We start from the raw sequence: 17,194 nt of genomic DNA on the forward strand, positions 1-17,194 counted from the left end.
CTCGGACGGCCCGGTGCCCGCCGCCGTCGGGCTATGGTGGGGGACACGTCCCGTCGCCGTGACGCGCGTCGCACCGCGGCCGCACATCGGAGCCGTACCGGGGCGGGGCGGAGGTGACGTGGCGCGGGCGGAGATCAACCTGGGTCCCGACGGGGCCTCGGGCGGGCGCGCGGTGTGCGCGGTCCGCCCGGGCACGGACGTGGGGCGGCACGCGAAGGTCCTCGCCCACCTGCGCGACGCGGTCCTGAGCGGGGCGAGCCCGTCGCCCGAGGTCCGGTCGCTGGTCGCCCGGTCCTGGCAGCGCGTGCGTGCCCAGGGCGTCGACCCCGAGCACGGCGAGCCCGTGGGCCCGCTCGCGGCCGACGAGGTCGAACGGCGGCGGTCCGGCTCCCCGTTGCAGCGGGTGCTCCCGGAGCTGCGCGCGGCGCTGACCTCGGTGGCCGAGGACGCCCGGCACGTCATGGTCGTGACCGACGCCGACGGGATCCTGCTGTGGCGCGAGGGCTCGAACCGGGTCCGGCACCGGGCGGACGCGCTGGGCTTCACCGAGGGCGCGGACTGGTCCGAGGCGTCCGTCGGCACCAACGCGATCGGGACCGCGCTGGCCGAGGGCGCGCCCGTCCAGCTCTTCGCGGCCGAGCACTTCGTGCGGTCGCACCACGTCTGGACCTGCACCGCCTGCCCGGTACACGACCCGCGGACCGGCGAGCTGCTCGGCGTGGTCGACGTCAGCGGGCCCGCCGAGACGATCCACCCGACGACCGTCGCGCTGGTCGGGACCGCGGTGAAGCTGGCCGAGGCGAGCCTGTGGCGTCAGCACGAGGTCCGGCTGGACGCGCTGCGCGGCGTCGCGGCCCCGCTGCTGTCCGCGGTGCCCGGCGCCGGGCTGGTGGTCGACGACCACGGCTGGGTCGCCGCCGTCACCGGGATGCCGAGCATCGAGCGGGTCGCCGCGCCGCGCGCCGACCGGCCGCTGGCCGTGCACGGGGTCGGGCTGTGCCTCCCCGAGCCGGTGCCGGGCGGATGGCTGCTGAGGTCGGCCGACGGCGGCTCGACGACGTCGGGCGGCCTGACCCTGACCCTGGACCTCGCCGCGGGCCGGCCGCGCGCGGTCGTCGACGGGTCGGCCCGGTGGGTCCACCCGCTCTCCACGCGGCACGCCGAGCTGCTGGTGCTGCTCGCCCGCGCCGGGGCCAGAGGGCTCGACGCGGGCGCCCTGTCCGCCGCGCTCTACGGCGACCGCGACCACCTGGTCACGGTCCGCGCCGAGATGAGCAGGCTGCGCCGCGGGCTGGGCGGGCTGCTGCTCGCCCGGCCCTACCGGATCGCCGACGAGGTCGATGTGCACGTCCCGCCCCTGGCCGGGACGGTGCTCGCGGGCTCGACCGCCCCGGGCATCCGCGCGCTGCTGGAGGCCGGGGGCTGATCAGCTGGTGATGTCCTTGCGGTGGAAGCGCCACGCCGCGAGCGCGAACAGCACCGCGGCCCAGGTGATGCTCCCGAACGCGCCGCGGGTCATGTCCCCCCAGTCGATCCGGCTCGCGAGCAGGTCCGACCAGGCGTTGGCGTAGTGCGTCGGCAGGTAGTTCCGCAGGTCCTCCAGCGCCGTGATCTGGTCGAGGATCTGCGAGACGATGGACGTCATCACGGCGCCGCCGACGGCACCGAGCGGGGCGTCCGTGCTCACCGACAGCAGCAGCGCCAGCCCGGCGACCCACAGCAGGTTCACCGCCACGTAGACGCCGCCGAGCAGGGCGCGCCCGGCCGCGGCCCAGTAGCCCAGGGACTCGCCGGTGGGGCTGACCAGGTCGCCGGTGCCGTAGGCGAGCGTGCCGACGATCAACGCCGTCACCGGGAGGAGCAGCAGCGCCGCGAAGGACAGCAGCCCGGCCACGATCGCCTTCTGCCGCAGCAGCCGCGCGCGGGGTACGGGCGCCGCCAGCAGGTAGCGCAGCGACGACCAGGAGGCCTCCGAGGCCACGGTGTCGCCGAAGAACAACGCCACGACCACCACCAGCAGGAACCCGGCCGTCGCGAACAGGGCGAACACCGCGAAGTTGGTGCCGCTGCCCTTCGCCAGGTCCACGAGGTTGACCGACGTGCCCGGACTGTCGTCGCCGGTCAGCGAGAAGGCGATCCAGAGGATCACCGGCAGCAGCGCGACCAGCGCGAACGTCACCTGCGTGCGGCGCCGCCTGAGCTGGCGGACCAGCTCGACGCGCAGCGGCAGGGTGCGGTTCGCGCGGTACGAGGACGCGGGTGAGCCGTCGGCGGCGAGCAGGCCGACGTGGCCCTTCCGCGTCGACGGGTCGGCGTACCGTGCGTCCCGGTGCAGCCAGTCGGCGCGCGACTCGTGCTCCTTCGGCTGCTTCGTCATGGCGCCGTGTCCTCTCCGACGAGCTGCAGGAACGCGTCCTCCAGGCGGCGGCGCGGTCCGGCGGACTCCACCGAGATCCCGGCCGCGACCAGGGCCTGGACCGCCGAGGCGCGCGGGGTGCCGTTGAGCTCCGCGTGCACCAGGCGGCCGTCGGCGGCGACGTCACGGACGCCCTCGAGCGCCGCGAGGACCTCGACCGCGCGGTCCGGGGCGTCGACGCCGAAGCTGGCCGCCCCGCCGCCCGCGATGATGTCGTCGACCGTGCCGTCGGCGACGACCCGGCCGTGGTGCATGACGACCACGTGCGTGCACGTCTGCTCGACCTCCGCCAGCAGGTGGCTGGAGACGAGCACGGTCCGCCCGCCCTCGGCGTAGCGGCGCAGCAACTCCCGCATGGCATGGATCTGGGGCGGGTCGAGCCCGTTGGTCGGTTCGTCGAGCACGAGCAGCTCCGGCAGCCCCAGCATGGCCTGGGCGATCGCGAGCCGCTGTCGCATGCCCTGCGAGTAGGTGCCGACGCGGCGGTGCACGGACTCGCCGAGCCCCGCGATCTCGAGTGCCTCCTCGAGGTGCGCCTCCTCGGTGGGCCGCCCGGTCGCGGCCCAGTAGAGCCGCAGGTTGTCGGCGCCGGAGAGGTGCGGCAGGAAGCCCGGGCCCTCCACGAACGCCCCGATCCGGGCCAGGACGGGGGCACCGGGACCGACGGGTTCGCCGAACGCCCGGATCGAGCCGGCCGTCGGCGAGATCAGTCCCATGAGCATGCGCAGCACGGTCGTCTTGCCGGCGCCGTTCGGCCCGAGCAGCCCCAGGACCATGCCGGGCCGCACCGTGAACGACACCTCCTTCACCGCGCTGAACCCGCCCTTGTAGGTCTTCGCGAGGCCGTTGATCTCGAGCGGCGGCGCGTCCGCGGCCCCGGCCGGCGGGACCTCCCGACGGCGGCGCAACGCCCCCGCGACCAGCCAGGCGACCAGGGAGAGCAGCAGGACGACGCCGATCCCGACCAGCGGCCACACCGGCACCGTGCTGGTCGTGACGGCCCGGCCGGGCACCACCGGCACGTCGAGCGTGGCACCCTCGGCGAGCCCGATCCGCCAGACCGCGGGCTCGGCGGGGGAGGCGAAGCCCTGGTCGGTCGTGCTGATCGAGACCACGAGCCGGTTGCCGACCTCGATCGGCGCGACGACGCCCGGCAGCGTGATCGACACCCGGGCGGGGCTGCCGTCGGCCGGAACGGCGACGCGGACCGGAGCCACGGCGTTCCCGAGCAGCTGGCGCAACCCGTCCCGGCCCACCTCGTAGGTCTTGGCGAACAGCACCGCCTCCTCGGCGGCGGGCTGGCCCGGCATCCGGGAGACGGTGACGTCGATGCGCGGTGCGCCGGCGACGTCCGTCTGCGAGGTGAGGGCCGGCCCGGTGAAGAGCGCGGACTGACCGGGCAGGTCGGCGGTGAACGCCGAGAGTCGGCTGCCCAGCGAGCCGAGCGCGCCGCCGAGGCCGGGCAGCGAGGTGATCGCCGCCGGGTTCCCGCCCGCCGGGTTGGCGACGACCTGCGGGCCGCCCTCGAGCGACAGCGCCTGGGTCGTGACGGGCGCGGCGCCGGACAGGCCGGGGTAGGCGTCGGCGCCGACGGTGCGGCTCGTCGTGGTGGTCCGGCCGGCGCGGATGCCGCTCTCCACCTCGTAGGAGAAGGAGGCCCCGGGGTCCTCACCGGTGCCGCGCAGGTGGAAGTCGAACCACTCGCCGATCTGGTCGCGGACCGCCTGGCCGGGGGCGCCGCCGTCGTGCCCGCCCGCGTACCAGGCGAGCTTGACCGGTGTGCCGTGCGCAGCGATCTGGCGGGCGTTGGCGTCGGCCTGGTCGAGGCCGAAGAGGGTGTCCTGCTCGCCCTGCACGATCAGCGTCGGTGCGGTGATGCGGTCGGTCACCGACACCGGCGAGGAACGGCGCAGCAGCGCCTCGGTGGCGGGGGAGAGGCGGCCGGTGGTGGCAGCCTCGGTGTAGGCGGCGCAGACCTCGGCGGCGAAACGCCCACAGGTCACGGGCGGCGCGTTCGGCGGGACGGCCGACGCGGGGAGGCCGCCGCCGGTGCGGGCGCCCAGGGCGGAGGCCAGGTCGTCGGTGCCGCCGGTGGTGCTGTTGCCGGAGGCGGTGCCGGAGGCGGTGCCGTCGCCGGTGGTGGAGGTGTCGGCGGAGCCGCTGCCGGAGCGGCTGGCGCCCGGGTCGGTGCCACCGGTGGTGGAGGTGTCGGCCGAACCGCTGCCGGTGCTGCCGCCGGAGCCGGAGCCGCCGGACGCGGCGTCGCCGGAGCCGCCGGCGCCGCTGCCGTCCGTCGAGCCGGTCGTCGAACTGCCGGAGGTGCCGGTGCCGTTCGTGCTGCCGGTGCCGTTCGTGCTCCCGCTCGATCCGGCGTCGTCCCCCGTGGCGCCCGCGCCCGGGCCGGTGCTGCTCGAGCCGGAGGAGAAGAACACCCCGGCCCAGCCGCGCTTGAACACGCCGTCGCCGCCGAAGGTGCCGCGGGCCGGGGTGTCCTCGGGCAGGTCGGTGGGGCCGCCGGCGTTCGGGAAGAGGGCCTGCGACAGGTCGTTCCAGGTGATCACGGGGGCGAGGGCGTCGATCCGGCGGTCGTACCCGGCGAGCAGCAGCGACAGGGCGCCGCCGTAGGAGCCGCCGGTGACGCCGACCCGCGGGTCGCCGGGGCCGTCCTGCTTCACCTCCGGGCGCTGCGCGAGCCAGTCGACGAGCTGCTCGGCGTCGGCGACCTCGTGGTCGGGGGAGTCGAGCGCGATCTGCCCGCCGCTGGCCCCGAACCCGCGCGACGACCAGGTGAGCACGACGTACCCGCGGTCCGCGAGCTGACGGGCGTCGGTGTCGACGGACCGCTTGCTCCCGCCGAACCCGTGTGCGACGAGCACGGCGGGTGCCGGCGTGGTCGCCGGCAGGTAGAGCGTGGTGTCCAGCGAGACGGTGCCGGGGACGCCCGGCCCGCCGCGGACGTCGATGCGCTGGTCGCTCGTCCGGATGTCCGCGGAGGTGGGGGTGGGGGTCGGCGTGGCGCCGGGGACGGTGGCCGCGGCGGCGGTGCCCGGTGTGAGGGCGAGCAGCGCCACCGTGGCGATCACCGCGGTGCCGAGGGCGGAGGTGCGGCGGATCCGCCGCGCTCCGGGGACCGCGCGCGTGCGGGAATGCTCGGGTCTGCGCTCGTCACGCACGGACCGGCGCACGACGGCACGCGCGCCGACGGCGCGGAACAGGCGGGACACCCGCGAACCGTATCCGCGGCGAGCGCCCCACCGCGCGCGGCGCCTCAGGACGCTCTCAGTCGGGAGTATCCGGATCGCCCGATCCGCCCAGTTCAGCCGGCTCGGCAGCACGGCGCCATGGCCGCGCGCTCGTCCGCGGGTGACGAGCCACACGGCCTGAGCGACAGGGCGGGCTCCAAGATCGTCGGATGTGGATCGGGACGGTCGCTCAACGACGTCCGCGCTCCGCAACTCGTGATCTTTGCCGGGATGGCGGGTGAGCGGCGGTGGGAGTCGCGGTGCATCGGCCGCGCTGCTGCGGCTCCTGCACACAAGAGCGTTCCTCGGTCCATGATCGTCGACATTGGAGTGCGACGGTCGTTCTACGACGCCTGTGCTCCACGACCAGTGATCATGGGGGCCGGAGAGCGGGTGGACGGGAGTCGAGGCACCCACCGCCCGACAGCGACGGCTGCACCACGGCCGGTTCGACGAGCCCGGCCGCGCATCTCGCCCGGCCTCGTACCCCTTCCGACGGTCACCCGGTCGTCGGCCTTTCCCGACGCGCCGCGCGGCTTCGGGCACCCGGGAGGATCACCGGGTGACAGTCGGGGTGTGCCCGTGAACCCGGAGGGTGAGACGCCCGATCTCGGCATCCCGCGCCGCCTGGCCCGCGACATGACGATCGCGGACCAGCACGAGTGGATCCGCACCGAGCTGCGGCGCCGGCCGATCACCCGGCGGGCGGCGCTGCGGGGCGGGATCGGCGCGCTCGCGGGGCTCGCGCTCGCCGGCGGGCCGTGGACCGGGGTGGCGCGGGCGGCGGCGGAGACCGGGCTGGTCGGCCGGCACCTCGCGTTCGGCGACGACCCGCGCACCTCCATGGCGATCGCCGGGGAGCTGACCCGCAAGCCCGCCGGGGACGTCCTGCTCGACCTCGGCCTCGACGAGCGCTACGGGGCGAGCGTGCCCGTGGAGCTGCGCGAGCTGGTCAGTCAGGTGCCGCGGGGCGAGGACGTCCGGGGCGGGCAGCAGCTCTTCGCCCATGCGCGCGCCGAGGGGCTGACGGCCGGCACGACCTACCACTACCGCTTCCGCCTCCCCGACGGCTCGACGACGCCCGACGCCACCTTCCGGACCGCCCCGGCGAAGGGCGACCGCACGCCGTTCACCTTCACGGCGTTCGCCGACCAGGGCGTCGCCTCCGAGGACGGCAAGGGCGGCGACGGGAAGGGCGGCGCGGCGCCCCCGAACGCGCTCACCGCGCTCGTCGCGCAGGACGCCCCCGCCTTCCACCTGCTGGCCGGTGACATCTGCTACGCCGACCGCGCCGGCAAGGGTCAGCGGGACGACTCGTTCGACCCGGGCCTGTGGACGCAGTACTTCGCCGCGATCGAGAGGAGCGCGGCGAGCACGCCGTGGATGTTCGCCACCGGCAACCACGACATGGAGGCCGTCTACGACGACGGCGACTCCGGCCACGGCTACGGCGGTCATGCGGCGCGGCTGGACCTGCCGCGGACCGGGCCGTCGGGCTGCCCGTCGGTCTACGCCTTCACCCACGGCTGCGTGGGGGTGGTCAGCGTCGACGCCAACGAGCTCTCCACCGAGATCCGCGCGAACACCGGCTACAGCCACGGCGCCCAGGTCGGCTGGCTGACCGACACGCTCGCGACCTTCCGTGCCGATCCCGACATCACCTTCGTCGTGGTGTTCTTCCACCACTGCGCCTACTCCACGAGCGACTCGCACGCCTCCGACGGCGGCGTCCGCTCGGCCCTCGCGCCGCTCTTCGACCGCTTCTCGGTCGACCTGGCCGTGCAGGGGCACAACCACCAGTACGAGCGCACGGACCCGATCCGCGACGGCCAGGCGACCCGGGAGGCCCCGGACCGGTCCACCGTCCGGCCGGCCACGGACGGCACGACCTACCTCTGTGTCGGCTCCGGTGGGCGCAGGAGCAACGGCTGGCTCGACGGCGGGGGCGACCGGTACCGCGGCCGGGGCGGGGCGGACCGCGAGATCCGCAGCCGGGTGATCGGCAAGGACGGCGACAGGTCGGAGACGGTCGCCTGGTCCCGGGTCCGCTACGCGGGCTACGCCTACCTGCGTGTGGAGGTGCAGCCCGAGGCGCCCGGCCGCATCGCGACGATGCGGGTCCACGCGATCACCGCCGACGGCGAGGAGATCGACCGCGTCGACCTGGCCCGCCCGGTCCCCGGCGTGCCTGCCGTGCCCGGCGCACCCGCCCCGGCGGTGCCGGCGGGCTGGACGCATACCCCGACCGGGTTGTCCGTGCCCGCCGGTTCGTCCCCTTCGTCCCCCTTTCACAGCCTCTGACCGGTGTGGTCGGTCACCCCCGCTGGCGGAGGGTGCAGCGGGGCGGGCAGACTGGACGGGCACCGCAGGGGAGTATCCCGGTCACGGTGGCGTCGTCAGCACGGAGAAGGGCCCGCAGCCCGGGAACGACAATCATGCGGGTCCCGAACCCGGCGCCACCGATCCGCAGCACAGCGGAGGGGAGAGACCTCGGGGCAGTCCCGTGCTGCCCGAGACCCCTGGAGGCTCCCCGCGTGAACGTGCCCGTCTGGCTCTGGTTCGCCACCATCGGCGGCCTGGTGGCCATCATCCTGGCCGACCTGTTCCTGGTCGACCACAAACCGCACGCCGTGACGATCAAGGAAGCCACCCGCTGGGTGCTGTTCTACGTCGCACTCGCCGTGCTGTTCGGCCTCGGCATCTGGTACTTCGCGGGCGGCCAGTACGCCGGGGAGTTCTTCGCCGGCTACATCACCGAGTACTCGCTCTCGGTGGACAACCTGTTCGTCTTCGTGATCATCATGTCGAGCTTCGCGGTGCCGGCGATCCACCAGCATCGCGTGCTGCTGGTCGGCATCGTGATCGCGCTCGTGATGCGCGGCCTGTTCATCGCGGTCGGCGCCGCCGCGATCAACGCGCTGAGCTGGGTGTTCTACCTCTTCGCCGCGTTCCTGGTCTACACCGCCGTGAACATGGTCCGGCAGGGCATGGGCAGCGACGACGAGGAGTGGAAGGAGCCGCGCGTCGTCTCGCTGGTCCGGCGCGTGCTGCCGGTGACCGACGAGTTCCACGGCTCCAGGACCACCGTGAAGCTCGACGGCAAGCGCTGGGTCACCCCGATGCTGATCGTGATGATCGCGATCGGGCTCACCGACCTGCTGTTCGCCCTCGACTCCATCCCGGCGATCTTCGGCCTCACCCAGGAGCCGTTCCTGGTCTTCACGGCCAACGCCTTCGCCCTGATGGGCCTGCGCCAGCTGTACTTCCTGCTCGGCGGGCTGCTCCGGAAGCTGATCTACCTGTCCTACGGGCTGGCGGTGATCCTGGCCTTCATCGGCGTGAAGCTGGTGCTGCACGCCCTGCACGAGAACGAGCTGCCGTTCCTCAACGGCGGCGAGCCGATCCCGGTACCGGAGGTCAGCATCGCCGTGTCCCTGCTGGTCATCGTCGGTGTCCTGGCGATCACGACGGTGGCCAGCCTGGTCGCGGTGCGGCGCCGGCCGGAGCTCGCCGACGGGCACGGCTCGGCGGTCGCGGTGCCGGTGGCGCACACCCGTGAGGAGGCCGAGGCGATGGACCGGCACGACCGCGAGATCGACGAGGAGATGGCCCGCTACGACCGCGAGCACTCCTGACCGCTGACCCGTGCGCGGCACGCGACGCCGGAGCACCGCGCGCCGCACACGGGCACGTCAGCCCAGGTCCTCCAGGTGGACCAGGTCCACCCGCCGCAGCTCGCCCTCCTGCACCGTCGCCGTCATCCACGTGTGGGTGGGCTGACGGCGACGGTCGGTGGGGGAGCCGGGGTTCAGCAACCGCAGGCCGGTGGGAGCCGCTGTGGCCTCGGGACGGCTCGCCACTGTGTTGTCTGGACGGCTCGCCACTGTGTTGTCCGGACGGCTCGCCGTCGTGTCCCACGGGATGTGGCTGTGCCCGAAGACGAGCACGTCGACGTCGGGGAACCGGGCCGCCATCCGCCGTTCCCGGCCCTGCGCCGCACCCGTCTCGTGGGTCACGGCGAACCGCAGCCCGCCGACCTCGAACCGCGCCACCTCGGGGAGACGCTCGCGCAGCTCGGGACCGTCGTTGTTGCCCCACACCCCGACGACCCGGGGCGCCCGCGCCTCCAGCGCGTCGAGCAGCCCGGGGTCCATCCAGTCGCCGGCGTGGACGACGAGGTCGTCCGCGCCGAGCGACTCCACGGCCGCCCACAGCGGCGCGGGCAGGTCCTTCGCCCGCACCGGCACGTGGGTGTCGGAGACGAGGAGCAGGGACGCGGACCCTGCGGAGCCGACCGTCGGCACCGTCACTGCACCGCGAGCAGGTCCACCACGAAGATCAGGGTCTCGCCGCCCTTGATGACGCCGCCGGCGCCCCGGTCGCCGTAACCCAGGTGCGGCGGGATGACCAGCCGGCGCCGGCCGCCGACCCGCATGCCCTGCACACCCTGGTCCCAGCCCTGGATGACCTGGCCGGCGCCGAGGCCGAACTGCAGCGGCTGGCCGCGGTTGTAGGAGGCGTCGAACTCCTCGCCGGTCGAGTGCGCCACGCCGACGTAGTGCACGGCCACCCGGTGGCCGGCCGTCGCCTCCTCGCCCTCGCCCACGGTGATGTCGGTGATCTCGAGGTCGGTCGGGGCCGGGCCGTCGATCGGGTCGACGTCGGGCTTCTGCGGTGCCATCGTCGGGTTCCTCCTGGGTCTCGCGTCGGTCGGGCGCCACCCTGCCAGACCCCCGCCGTCCGGAGGTGGCGCGGGGCCCCGCCCGCCCGCTACGAAGGGATCATGACCACAGCAGCGTCACCGGCGACGACCCTGGCGACGATCACCGCCCTCCACCGGTTCCCCGTCAAGTCCATGCAGGGGGAACGGGTCGACGCGCTCGCCCTGCTGCCCGGCGGGGCCCTCGGCGACCGTGCCTACGCCGTCGTCGACGCCGAGGACGGCACCGTGGCCAGCGCCAAGTACCCCCGGAAGTGGGGCGCGCTCCTGGGTTGCCACGCCGCGTTCGTCGCCGATCCGGAGCCCGACGCCGGCCCGCCGCCCGTCGCCGTGACCTTCCCCGACGGCCGCACCCTGCGCAGCGACGGGCCCGGACTCGACGCGGCCCTCTCCGACCTGCTCGGCCGCGCGGTCGTGCTGTCGGCCGACCCGGCCGCCGGCGCCGAGTTCGAGGAGCAGTGGCCGCGGATCGACGGGCTCGCGCCGCAGGCGTTCATCGACGACACCACCGTCGAGCACAGCGAGGAGGGCGAGCCGGTCAGCCGGATCGGCACGGCCGGGCTCACCCCGACCGACTCCTTCCTCGATCTCGGCGTGCTGCACCTGATCACCGGCTCGACGCTCGGCGCGCTCGCCGAGGCCGCCCCCGGCTCGGTGTTCGACGCCCGCCGCTACCGCCCGAACCTGCTGCTGGACACGGGGGAGGGCCCCGGGTTCGTCGAGGACGGGTGGGTCGGCGAGACGCTCGACGCCGGTGACGCGCGGATCACGGTGACCATGCCGACCATGCGCTGCGTGATGACGACACTGGCCCAGGAGGGCCTGGCCGAGGACCGGGACACCCTGCGCACGATCGCGAGGCTCAACCGGCGCAGCATTCCGGGCATGGGGACCTGGGCGTGCGCGGGGGCCTACGCCGACGTCGTCAGGGCGGGCACGGTCCGGGTCGGGGACGTCCTCGGGCCGGTCTGACCGCCGGACGAGCGTTCGGAAGGCGGGTCGCGGGAGCCGGCGGTAACGTCCGGCGTCGTGCCCGAACGCCCTCACCCCGCCCGCATCGCCTCATGACCTCGGCCCCTGCCCGGAAGGGGACCGAGGAGGAGTACACGCCGGACCCGCGGCGCTGGCGGGCCCTGTCCGTCACACTCGCCGCGGGGTTCATGACCCTGCTCGACGTCAGCATCGTCTCGGTGGCGCTGCCGTCGATCCAGCGGGGGCTGGGCACGGACCCGGCCGGCGCGCAGTGGGTGGTCTCGGGGTACGCGCTGACCTTCGGCCTCGCGCTGGTCCCGGCGGGCCGGCTCGGCGACGCGTTCGGCCGCCGCCGGATGTTCCTCGTCGCGCTCACCGCGTTCGTCGCGTTCAGCGCCGTGTGCGGCGCGGCGCCCACGATCGAGTTGCTCGTGGTCGCGCGGCTCCTGCAGGGCTTCGCCGCAGGCTCGCTCGCCCCGCAGAACTCCGGGCTGATCCAGAGCCTGTTCCGCGGCGCCGAGCGGGGCCGGGCCTTCGGGTTCTTCGGCGCCACGGTCGGCATCTCGACCGCGGCGGGACCGATCGTGGGCGGGCTGCTGCTCGCCGCCTTCGGCGAGCCCGACGGCTGGCGGTGGATCTTCTACGTCAACGTCCCGATCGGCGTGCTGGCCGTGGTCCTGGCGGCGCGGCTGCTGCCGAAGGCGCGCACGGGCGCACGGCCGCACATCGACTGGGCCGGGGCCGGGCTGCTCGGCGGGGCGGTGCTCGCGCTACTGCTGCCGCTGGTGCAGGCGGAGTCGGGTGGGCTCGCGCGGTTGTGGTGGCTCTTCCCGATCGGCGTGGTCCTGGCGGTGGTGTTCCTGTGGTGGGAGCGGCGGGAGGTCCGTGTCGGCGCCGAGCCGCTGTTCGACGTCCGGCTGGTCACCGAGACCTCCGGCTACGCCCCCGGTGCCCTGCTCGGGCTCGTCTACTTCACCGGGTTCTCCGGTGTCTGGATCGTGTTCGCGCAGTTCTTCCAGGCGGGCCTGGGCTACACGCCGCTGCAGTCGGGGCTCTCGGTCACGGCGTTCGCGGTCGGCTCCGCGGTGTCCGCGGTGGTGGCCGGCCGGCTCGTCGAGCGCTTCGGCCGCCGGCTCACGGTGTTCGGCCTCGCGCTGGTCGCGGTCGGGATCGCCACGACCGCCGCGATCCTGGCGCTGGTCCCGGGCGGGAGCGCCGGGATCGCCGCCGCACCCGCCCTGCTCGTCGGCGGGATCGGGGGCGGTTTCGTGATCTCGCCGAACATCACCATGACCCTGCGCAACGTGCCGGTCCGGATGGCGGGGTCGGCCGGCGGCGCCCTGCAGACGGGCCAGCGGGTGGGCGCGGCCATCGGCACCGCAGTCGTCGCCGGGGTGTTCTACGGCGTGCTGGCCGCCGCGGGCCGCTCGTACCAGGCGGGCATCGCGGGCGCGCTGGGTGTGGCCGTCCTGACGACACTGATCGCGCTGGGCGTGGCGATCTGGGACCTGCGCAACGAGCGCCGGCACGCGTCGTGCGTGGGTGCCCCGGACCCCGACGCGCCGGACACCCGCGGCGACGGGGCCACCGCCGACGACGGGACGCCCCACCACATCTCGCACGACTGAGACACGCTCAGGCCGGCGGCGTGGGCACCCCCAGGGCGTCGCGCAGGAACCGCACCTGCAGGAGCAGCAGGTTCTCCGCGACGACCTCCTGCGGCGTCATGTGCGTGACGCCGGAGAGTGGCAGCACCTGGTGCGGCCGTCCCGCGGCGAGCAGCGCCGAGGACAGCCGCAGGGTGTGGGCGGCCACGACGTTGTCGTCGGCGAGCCCGTGGATGATCATCAGCGGCCGGTCCGGCCGGTCCTCGGAGGCCGGGGTGGCGGCGTCGGCGAGCAGCGAGGAGCGCTCGTAGGCGGCCGGCTCCCGGTCCGGGTGGCCGAGATAGCGCTCGGTGTAGTGGGTGTCGTAGAGGGCCCAGTCCGTGACCGGTGCCCCCGCGACGGCGGCGTGGAAGACGTCGGGCCGGCGCAGCACCGCGAGCGCGGCGAGGAACCCGCCGAAGGACCAACCGCGGATCCCGACCCGGGTGAGGTCGAGGTCCGGGTTCTCCACGGCGAGCGCGCGCAGGGCGTCGACCTGGTCGTCGAGCACCGGCGCGGCGAGGTCGAGGTGCACGGCCCGCTCGAACTCCGGGCCGCGGCCGGGCATCCCGCGCCCGTCGACCACGACCACCGCGAAGCCCTGCTCCGCGAACCACTGGCTGGTCAGGTGCGGGTTGCGGGCGGCGTAGACGCGCTGGCCGTGCGGCCCGCCGTAGGGGTCCATCAGCACCGGCAGCGGCGTACCCGGCTCCCACCAGGACGGCAGCAGCAACGCCGTCTGCAGCCGTCGCTCCCCGGCCCGGTGCAGGGAGATCCGCAGGTCGAGGCCCGGCTCGGCGGCGTAGGAGGCGATCTCCCGCTCGCCGCCCGCCGCCCGGACACTGGTCGCGGCCGGCGACGTGAGGTCGGTCGAGGTGCGCACGAACGTGCCCCCCGCGAGGCGGCCGGAGTGCACGCCCTCCTCGGGCGAGGCGGGCACCAGGCCGCCGGCCGCGCTCCACGTCCAGAGCCGCACCGACGCGGGCGTGGTGGAGCCGCTGATCAACAGGGTGTCGCCGTCGACGTCGAGCAGGCTGCGGACCTGGATCTCCGGCGGGGTGACCGGCTCGCCGTCGACCAGCACGCGGTGCGCCCCGTCCCGGTGGGCGAGCTTCACCAGCGCACCGGAGGCGGTGTGCGCGCGCAGGCCGGGGGTGGCGTCGACCCAGACCGGGTCGGTCTCCTCGTCGACGAGCGTGGTGGCGCCGGTCGCCGGGTCGACCCGGAGCATCCGCAGGGCCTTCTGGTCCCGCGGCTGCACGATCACGAACAGGCCGCGGTCGTCCCACAGGACGTCGACCACGTACTCGTCGCGGCCCGCGTCCCACCTGATCGGCGTGCGGCGCCCGTCGAGCCCCACGACCTCGAGGCTCACGGCAGGGTTCGTGGTGCCCGCCGCGGGATACCGCACAGGGGTCGGGGTGCGGTCGGGGTTGGCCGGGTCCGCGATGTGCCACACCGGGACCGCGGACTCGTCGACCCGCGCGACGACGAGGGCGTCGCCCTCGGGGGACCACCAGAAGCCGCGCATCCGGTCGATCTCCTCGGCGGCCACGAAGTCGGCCAGGCCGTAGGTGACGTCGTCGGACTCGGGCACGAGGAGCGTCTCGGTCAGGCGTGCGGCGATCAGGTGCACGTGCAGCGCGCCGCCGGACACGAAGGCGATCCGCGCGCCCGTCGGGTCGAGGCGGGGGTCGATCACCGCGCCGTCGGTCTCGATCAGCCGCGGGGCGAGGCCGCCGGCGAAATCGGCGAGGTAGAGCTTGCCGGACAACGGGAAGACCGCGCGGGTCACGGCCCGGTCCGTCGCGTAGCCGACCACGCCGCCGGCCTGCTCCCGGGCCCGCTCGCGGCGCGCCCGCTCCTCGGCCGGCAGGTCCTCGACGTCGGTGGTGTCGAGCTCGCGGGGATCCGCGGTCAACCGCTCCTCGCCGGTCTCCACCTCGAGGCTCCACAGGCAGGTCACGGGGTCGGTCCCGGCACGGCTGCGCAGGAAGACCACCCGGCCGCCGTCGGGCGAGACGGTGACGCCGCGTGGGGCGCCGAGGGTGAACCGGCGGGTGCGGGCGTGCAGGCGGGGGAAGGACTCGGCGGTGGGCCGGGTCGGCGTGATCGGCTGGCTCACGAGGGGCAGTCTGCCGGACCGGGTCCCCAGGGACCGGACGGCCTTCCCTGCCGAACGACCGGTGGCTGGCAGAGGTGATGGGCCGACACCGGACACGGCTGCTTGCCCTGTCCGGGCGGGTGATCGACGCGGCCACCGCCGCCCGCGCGGGGCTGGTGCCGGAGGCGCCGCCGGCGGCCGCGCTGGACCCGGCCGAGGAGAGGGCGGCGCTGCCGCCGCTCGCCGTGGAGGTGGGCAAGGCGTTCGTCAACCCCCGGGACCGAGGCGGGCTTCGCCGCGGCGGCCGAGGCGGCGGCCCGCTCTTCGGCACCGCCGAGCACCGGGAACGGATGGCGGCCTTCCTGGAACGCCGACCCGCTCGCCCCACCGGGAGGACCGCTCGCCCCGCGGCCCGTCTCCGTTTTGCGTCCGCGGCGTTGGGAATGCATCTGCACCATCGGAGGTGACCGGATGATCAACGTGTACCTCTCGGCCCGCGCGCTGGCCGCGGCGCGGTCGGTGGATCCGGCCGTGTCGCCGGCGGCCGTGCACGCGGCCGTCGAGATCGCCCTGGTCGAGCAGCTGCGCGAGGTCGCCACGTGGTCGCCGGACCGGATCCGGGACCGCGCGGCGCGCATCGAGCAGGACGCGGCGGGCTGACCCCGGCCCGGCGTTCTCAGTTCACGCAGGGCACGGCGGCGGCGTCGATCAGCGGGCGGTGCTGCCACTGGTCCTCGGGTGCCCCGATCGTGGAGGTCGGCGCGGTGCCGGCCGCGGTGTTCTGCATGGCGCTCGGGGTCGGTGAGGCGGTCGTGGTCGTGGTCGGCGTCCTGGTCGGCGTGCTGGTGGGCGTCGGCCCGTTCGCCCGGACCCGCGACGCGTCGGGGTCGGCCGTCTCCGGCGCGGTGCCGTCGGCGCGGGCGTCCGTGAACAGCACCGTGTGCACGAAGTCCCGGACCTGGTCGTCGTCGACCTCGACGGCCACGCCGTCGACGGGGGTCCACAGGTCCGGGCGGAGCGAGGGGACGGTCCGGAACACGACGTCCCCGCCCGCCAGCTGGCCCAGCTGCCCGACGAGCTGTCGCAGGTCCCACCCCGCGTCGACGACGACGTGCCGCGTCACCACCGCGAGCAGGCCGGACACGGTGGCGGGGTCGGCGAGGGTGCCCGCGGCCAGCACCTGGTGGGCCACCGCGGCCAGGAAGGCCTGCTGCCGGGTGATCCGGTCGAGGTCGCCCCCGTCGAGCCCGTGCCGCTGCCGGACGAACGCCAGCGCCGCGGCGCCGCTGACCGTCTGCGGCCCGGCGGGCAGGTCCACCCCGGAGTAGGCCCGGTCGTCGACGGGCTGGTTCAGGCAGACGTCCACCCCGCCCAGCGTGGCCGTGAGCTCGACGAACCCGGCGAGGTTGACCTCCGCGTAGTGGTCCACCGTGGTGCCGGAGACCGCCTCGACCGTCGCGACGAGGTTCGCCCGCCCCGCCTCCCGGCTGCGCCGGTCCAGCTCGACGCCGTTGACCCCCTGAGCCTCGAGGCGCTCCTGCTCGGCGCGGTAGGCGCGGCCGTACGCAGAGTTGATCTTGTGGCGCCCGCTGCCGTCGGCCAGCGGGACGTAGGAGTCGCGCGGAAAAGAGACGGTGACGACGGGGGAGCCCGGGTCGGCCGGGACGCGCACGAGCATGATCGTGTCGGTGTGCAGCTGCCCGCCGTCGTCGCCCGCGTGGATCTCGGCGAGCAGGTCGGGCGGGAGCGGTTCGCCCTGCGCGTCCGTGCGGCTGTCGAGGCCGACCAGCAGCGCCGTGTAGCTGCGGCGCGGCGCCGCCGTCGACCCTGCCGACCCCGCCGGGCCTCCCGCGCGCGCGGCCAGGACCGAGCTGGTGGTGAGGTCCGCGGCAAAGGTCCGGGACATGACCCAGACGTAGCCGGTGCCGGCGAGGACCGCGACGGCGAGCAGCACGACGCCCGTCCGCCCGGCGCCGGCGACCACGCGGCGCAGCGTGCGGGACCGCGACGGCTTCTCCATCCGTTCCTCTCACGCACAGGGACCACTGCACGTCCCGACGCTGCGACCGTCCAGAGGAGAGACACGGCCACCGG

13 protein-coding genes are annotated in these 17,194 nt (G+C 75.0%); 7 read left to right on the forward strand and 6 right to left on the reverse strand.

The window, feature by feature from the left end; genetic code table 11:
• The first annotated feature begins 118 nt into the window (after positions 1–118).
• Complete coding sequence (locus LWC35_RS27420) at positions 119–1,426, forward strand: GAF domain-containing protein (protein ID WP_232873153.1); 1,308 nt, start codon at positions 119–121, stop codon at positions 1,424–1,426.
• Here LWC35_RS27420 and LWC35_RS27425 read toward each other — a convergent pair whose 3' ends face one another.
• Together LWC35_RS27425 and LWC35_RS27430 are read right to left on the reverse strand one after the other, a co-directional pair.
• A complete protein-coding gene (locus LWC35_RS27425; protein ID WP_232873154.1) occupies positions 1,427–2,377 on the reverse strand; it encodes an ABC transporter permease in 951 nt (316 codons plus the stop codon). It abuts the gene before it with no gap.
• Entirely contained in the window at positions 2,374–5,640 is a 3,267-nt protein-coding gene (locus LWC35_RS27430; protein ID WP_232873155.1) for an alpha/beta fold hydrolase, read from the reverse strand. Before LWC35_RS27430 ends, LWC35_RS27425 begins: the two co-directional genes overlap by 4 nt.
• Positions 5,641–6,234: 594 nt before the next feature.
• Between LWC35_RS27430 and LWC35_RS27435 the strand changes: the two genes are divergently transcribed.
• Together LWC35_RS27435 and LWC35_RS27440 are read left to right on the forward strand one after the other, a co-directional pair.
• Positions 6,235–7,959, forward strand: a complete 1,725-nt coding sequence (locus LWC35_RS27435) for a purple acid phosphatase family protein (RefSeq protein ID WP_232873156.1) — start codon at positions 6,235–6,237, stop codon at positions 7,957–7,959.
• A gap of 233 nt (positions 7,960–8,192) precedes the next feature.
• Positions 8,193–9,293: a TerC family protein gene (locus LWC35_RS27440; RefSeq protein WP_232873157.1), complete on the forward strand. Its 1,101-nt coding sequence runs from the start codon at positions 8,193–8,195 to the stop codon at positions 9,291–9,293.
• A gap of 57 nt (positions 9,294–9,350) precedes the next feature.
• Here LWC35_RS27440 and LWC35_RS27445 read toward each other — a convergent pair whose 3' ends face one another.
• Both LWC35_RS27445 and LWC35_RS27450 read right to left on the reverse strand, forming a co-directional pair.
• On the reverse strand, positions 9,351–9,968 hold the full coding sequence (locus tag LWC35_RS27445) for a metallophosphoesterase family protein (RefSeq protein ID WP_232873158.1): 618 nt from the start codon (positions 9,966–9,968) through the stop codon (positions 9,351–9,353).
• On the reverse strand, positions 9,965–10,339 hold the full coding sequence (locus LWC35_RS27450) for an FKBP-type peptidyl-prolyl cis-trans isomerase (protein WP_232873159.1): 375 nt from the start codon (positions 10,337–10,339) through the stop codon (positions 9,965–9,967). Before LWC35_RS27450 ends, LWC35_RS27445 begins: the two co-directional genes overlap by 4 nt.
• Before the next feature lie 102 nt (positions 10,340–10,441).
• On the opposite strand from LWC35_RS27450, the gene LWC35_RS27455 reads away from it, so the two are divergent.
• Together LWC35_RS27455 and LWC35_RS27460 are read left to right on the forward strand one after the other, a co-directional pair.
• A complete protein-coding gene (locus LWC35_RS27455) occupies positions 10,442–11,350 on the forward strand; it encodes an MOSC domain-containing protein (protein WP_232873160.1) in 909 nt (302 codons plus the stop codon).
• A 92-nt stretch (positions 11,351–11,442) separates the two neighbouring features.
• On the forward strand, positions 11,443–12,978 hold the full coding sequence (locus LWC35_RS27460; protein ID WP_232873161.1) for an MFS transporter: 1,536 nt from the start codon (positions 11,443–11,445) through the stop codon (positions 12,976–12,978).
• 7 nt (positions 12,979–12,985) lie between these two features.
• On the opposite strand, the gene LWC35_RS27465 is transcribed toward LWC35_RS27460, so the two are convergent.
• Positions 12,986–15,121, reverse strand: coding sequence for a S9 family peptidase (locus LWC35_RS27465; protein WP_232873162.1), 2,136 nt, complete (start codon positions 15,119–15,121; stop codon positions 12,986–12,988).
• A 77-nt stretch (positions 15,122–15,198) separates the two neighbouring features.
• Here LWC35_RS27465 and LWC35_RS27470 point away from each other — a divergent pair, with 77 nt between their 5' ends.
• Entirely contained in the window at positions 15,199–15,567 is a 369-nt protein-coding gene (locus LWC35_RS27470; RefSeq protein ID WP_232873163.1) for a hypothetical protein, read from the forward strand.
• A 4-nt stretch (positions 15,568–15,571) separates the two neighbouring features.
• Positions 15,572–15,760 (forward strand): hypothetical protein, encoded by a 189-nt coding sequence (locus tag LWC35_RS27475; protein ID WP_232873164.1) that lies wholly within the window; start codon positions 15,572–15,574, stop codon positions 15,758–15,760.
• A 16-nt stretch (positions 15,761–15,776) separates the two neighbouring features.
• Here the strand turns inward: LWC35_RS27475 and LWC35_RS27480 are convergent, their stop codons facing one another.
• On the reverse strand, positions 15,777–17,120 hold the full coding sequence (locus LWC35_RS27480) for an LCP family protein (protein WP_232873165.1): 1,344 nt from the start codon (positions 17,118–17,120) through the stop codon (positions 15,777–15,779).
• Positions 17,121–17,194: the final 74 nt, after the last annotated feature.

The sequence above is a fragment of the Pseudonocardia kujensis genome (genome assembly GCF_021283305.1).
GTDB classification, from domain to species: domain Bacteria; phylum Actinomycetota; class Actinomycetes; order Mycobacteriales; family Pseudonocardiaceae; genus Pseudonocardia; species Pseudonocardia kujensis.

Coding starts and splice junctions, on each gene's coding strand:
- LWC35_RS27425 (WP_232873154.1), bottom strand. CDS start 2,377: ATGACGAAGCAGCCGAAGGAGCACGAGTCGCGCGCCGACTGGCTGCAC.
- LWC35_RS27450 (WP_232873159.1), bottom strand. CDS start 10,339: ATGGCACCGCAGAAGCCCGACGTCGACCCGATCGACGGCCCGGCCCCG.
- LWC35_RS27455 (WP_232873160.1), top strand. CDS start 10,442: ATGACCACAGCAGCGTCACCGGCGACGACCCTGGCGACGATCACCGCC.
- LWC35_RS27460 (WP_232873161.1), top strand. CDS start 11,443: ATGACCTCGGCCCCTGCCCGGAAGGGGACCGAGGAGGAGTACACGCCG.
- LWC35_RS27470 (WP_232873163.1), top strand. CDS start 15,199: ATGGGCCGACACCGGACACGGCTGCTTGCCCTGTCCGGGCGGGTGATC.
- LWC35_RS27475 (WP_232873164.1), top strand. CDS start 15,572: ATGATCAACGTGTACCTCTCGGCCCGCGCGCTGGCCGCGGCGCGGTCG.
- LWC35_RS27480 (WP_232873165.1), bottom strand. CDS start 17,120: ATGGAGAAGCCGTCGCGGTCCCGCACGCTGCGCCGCGTGGTCGCCGGC.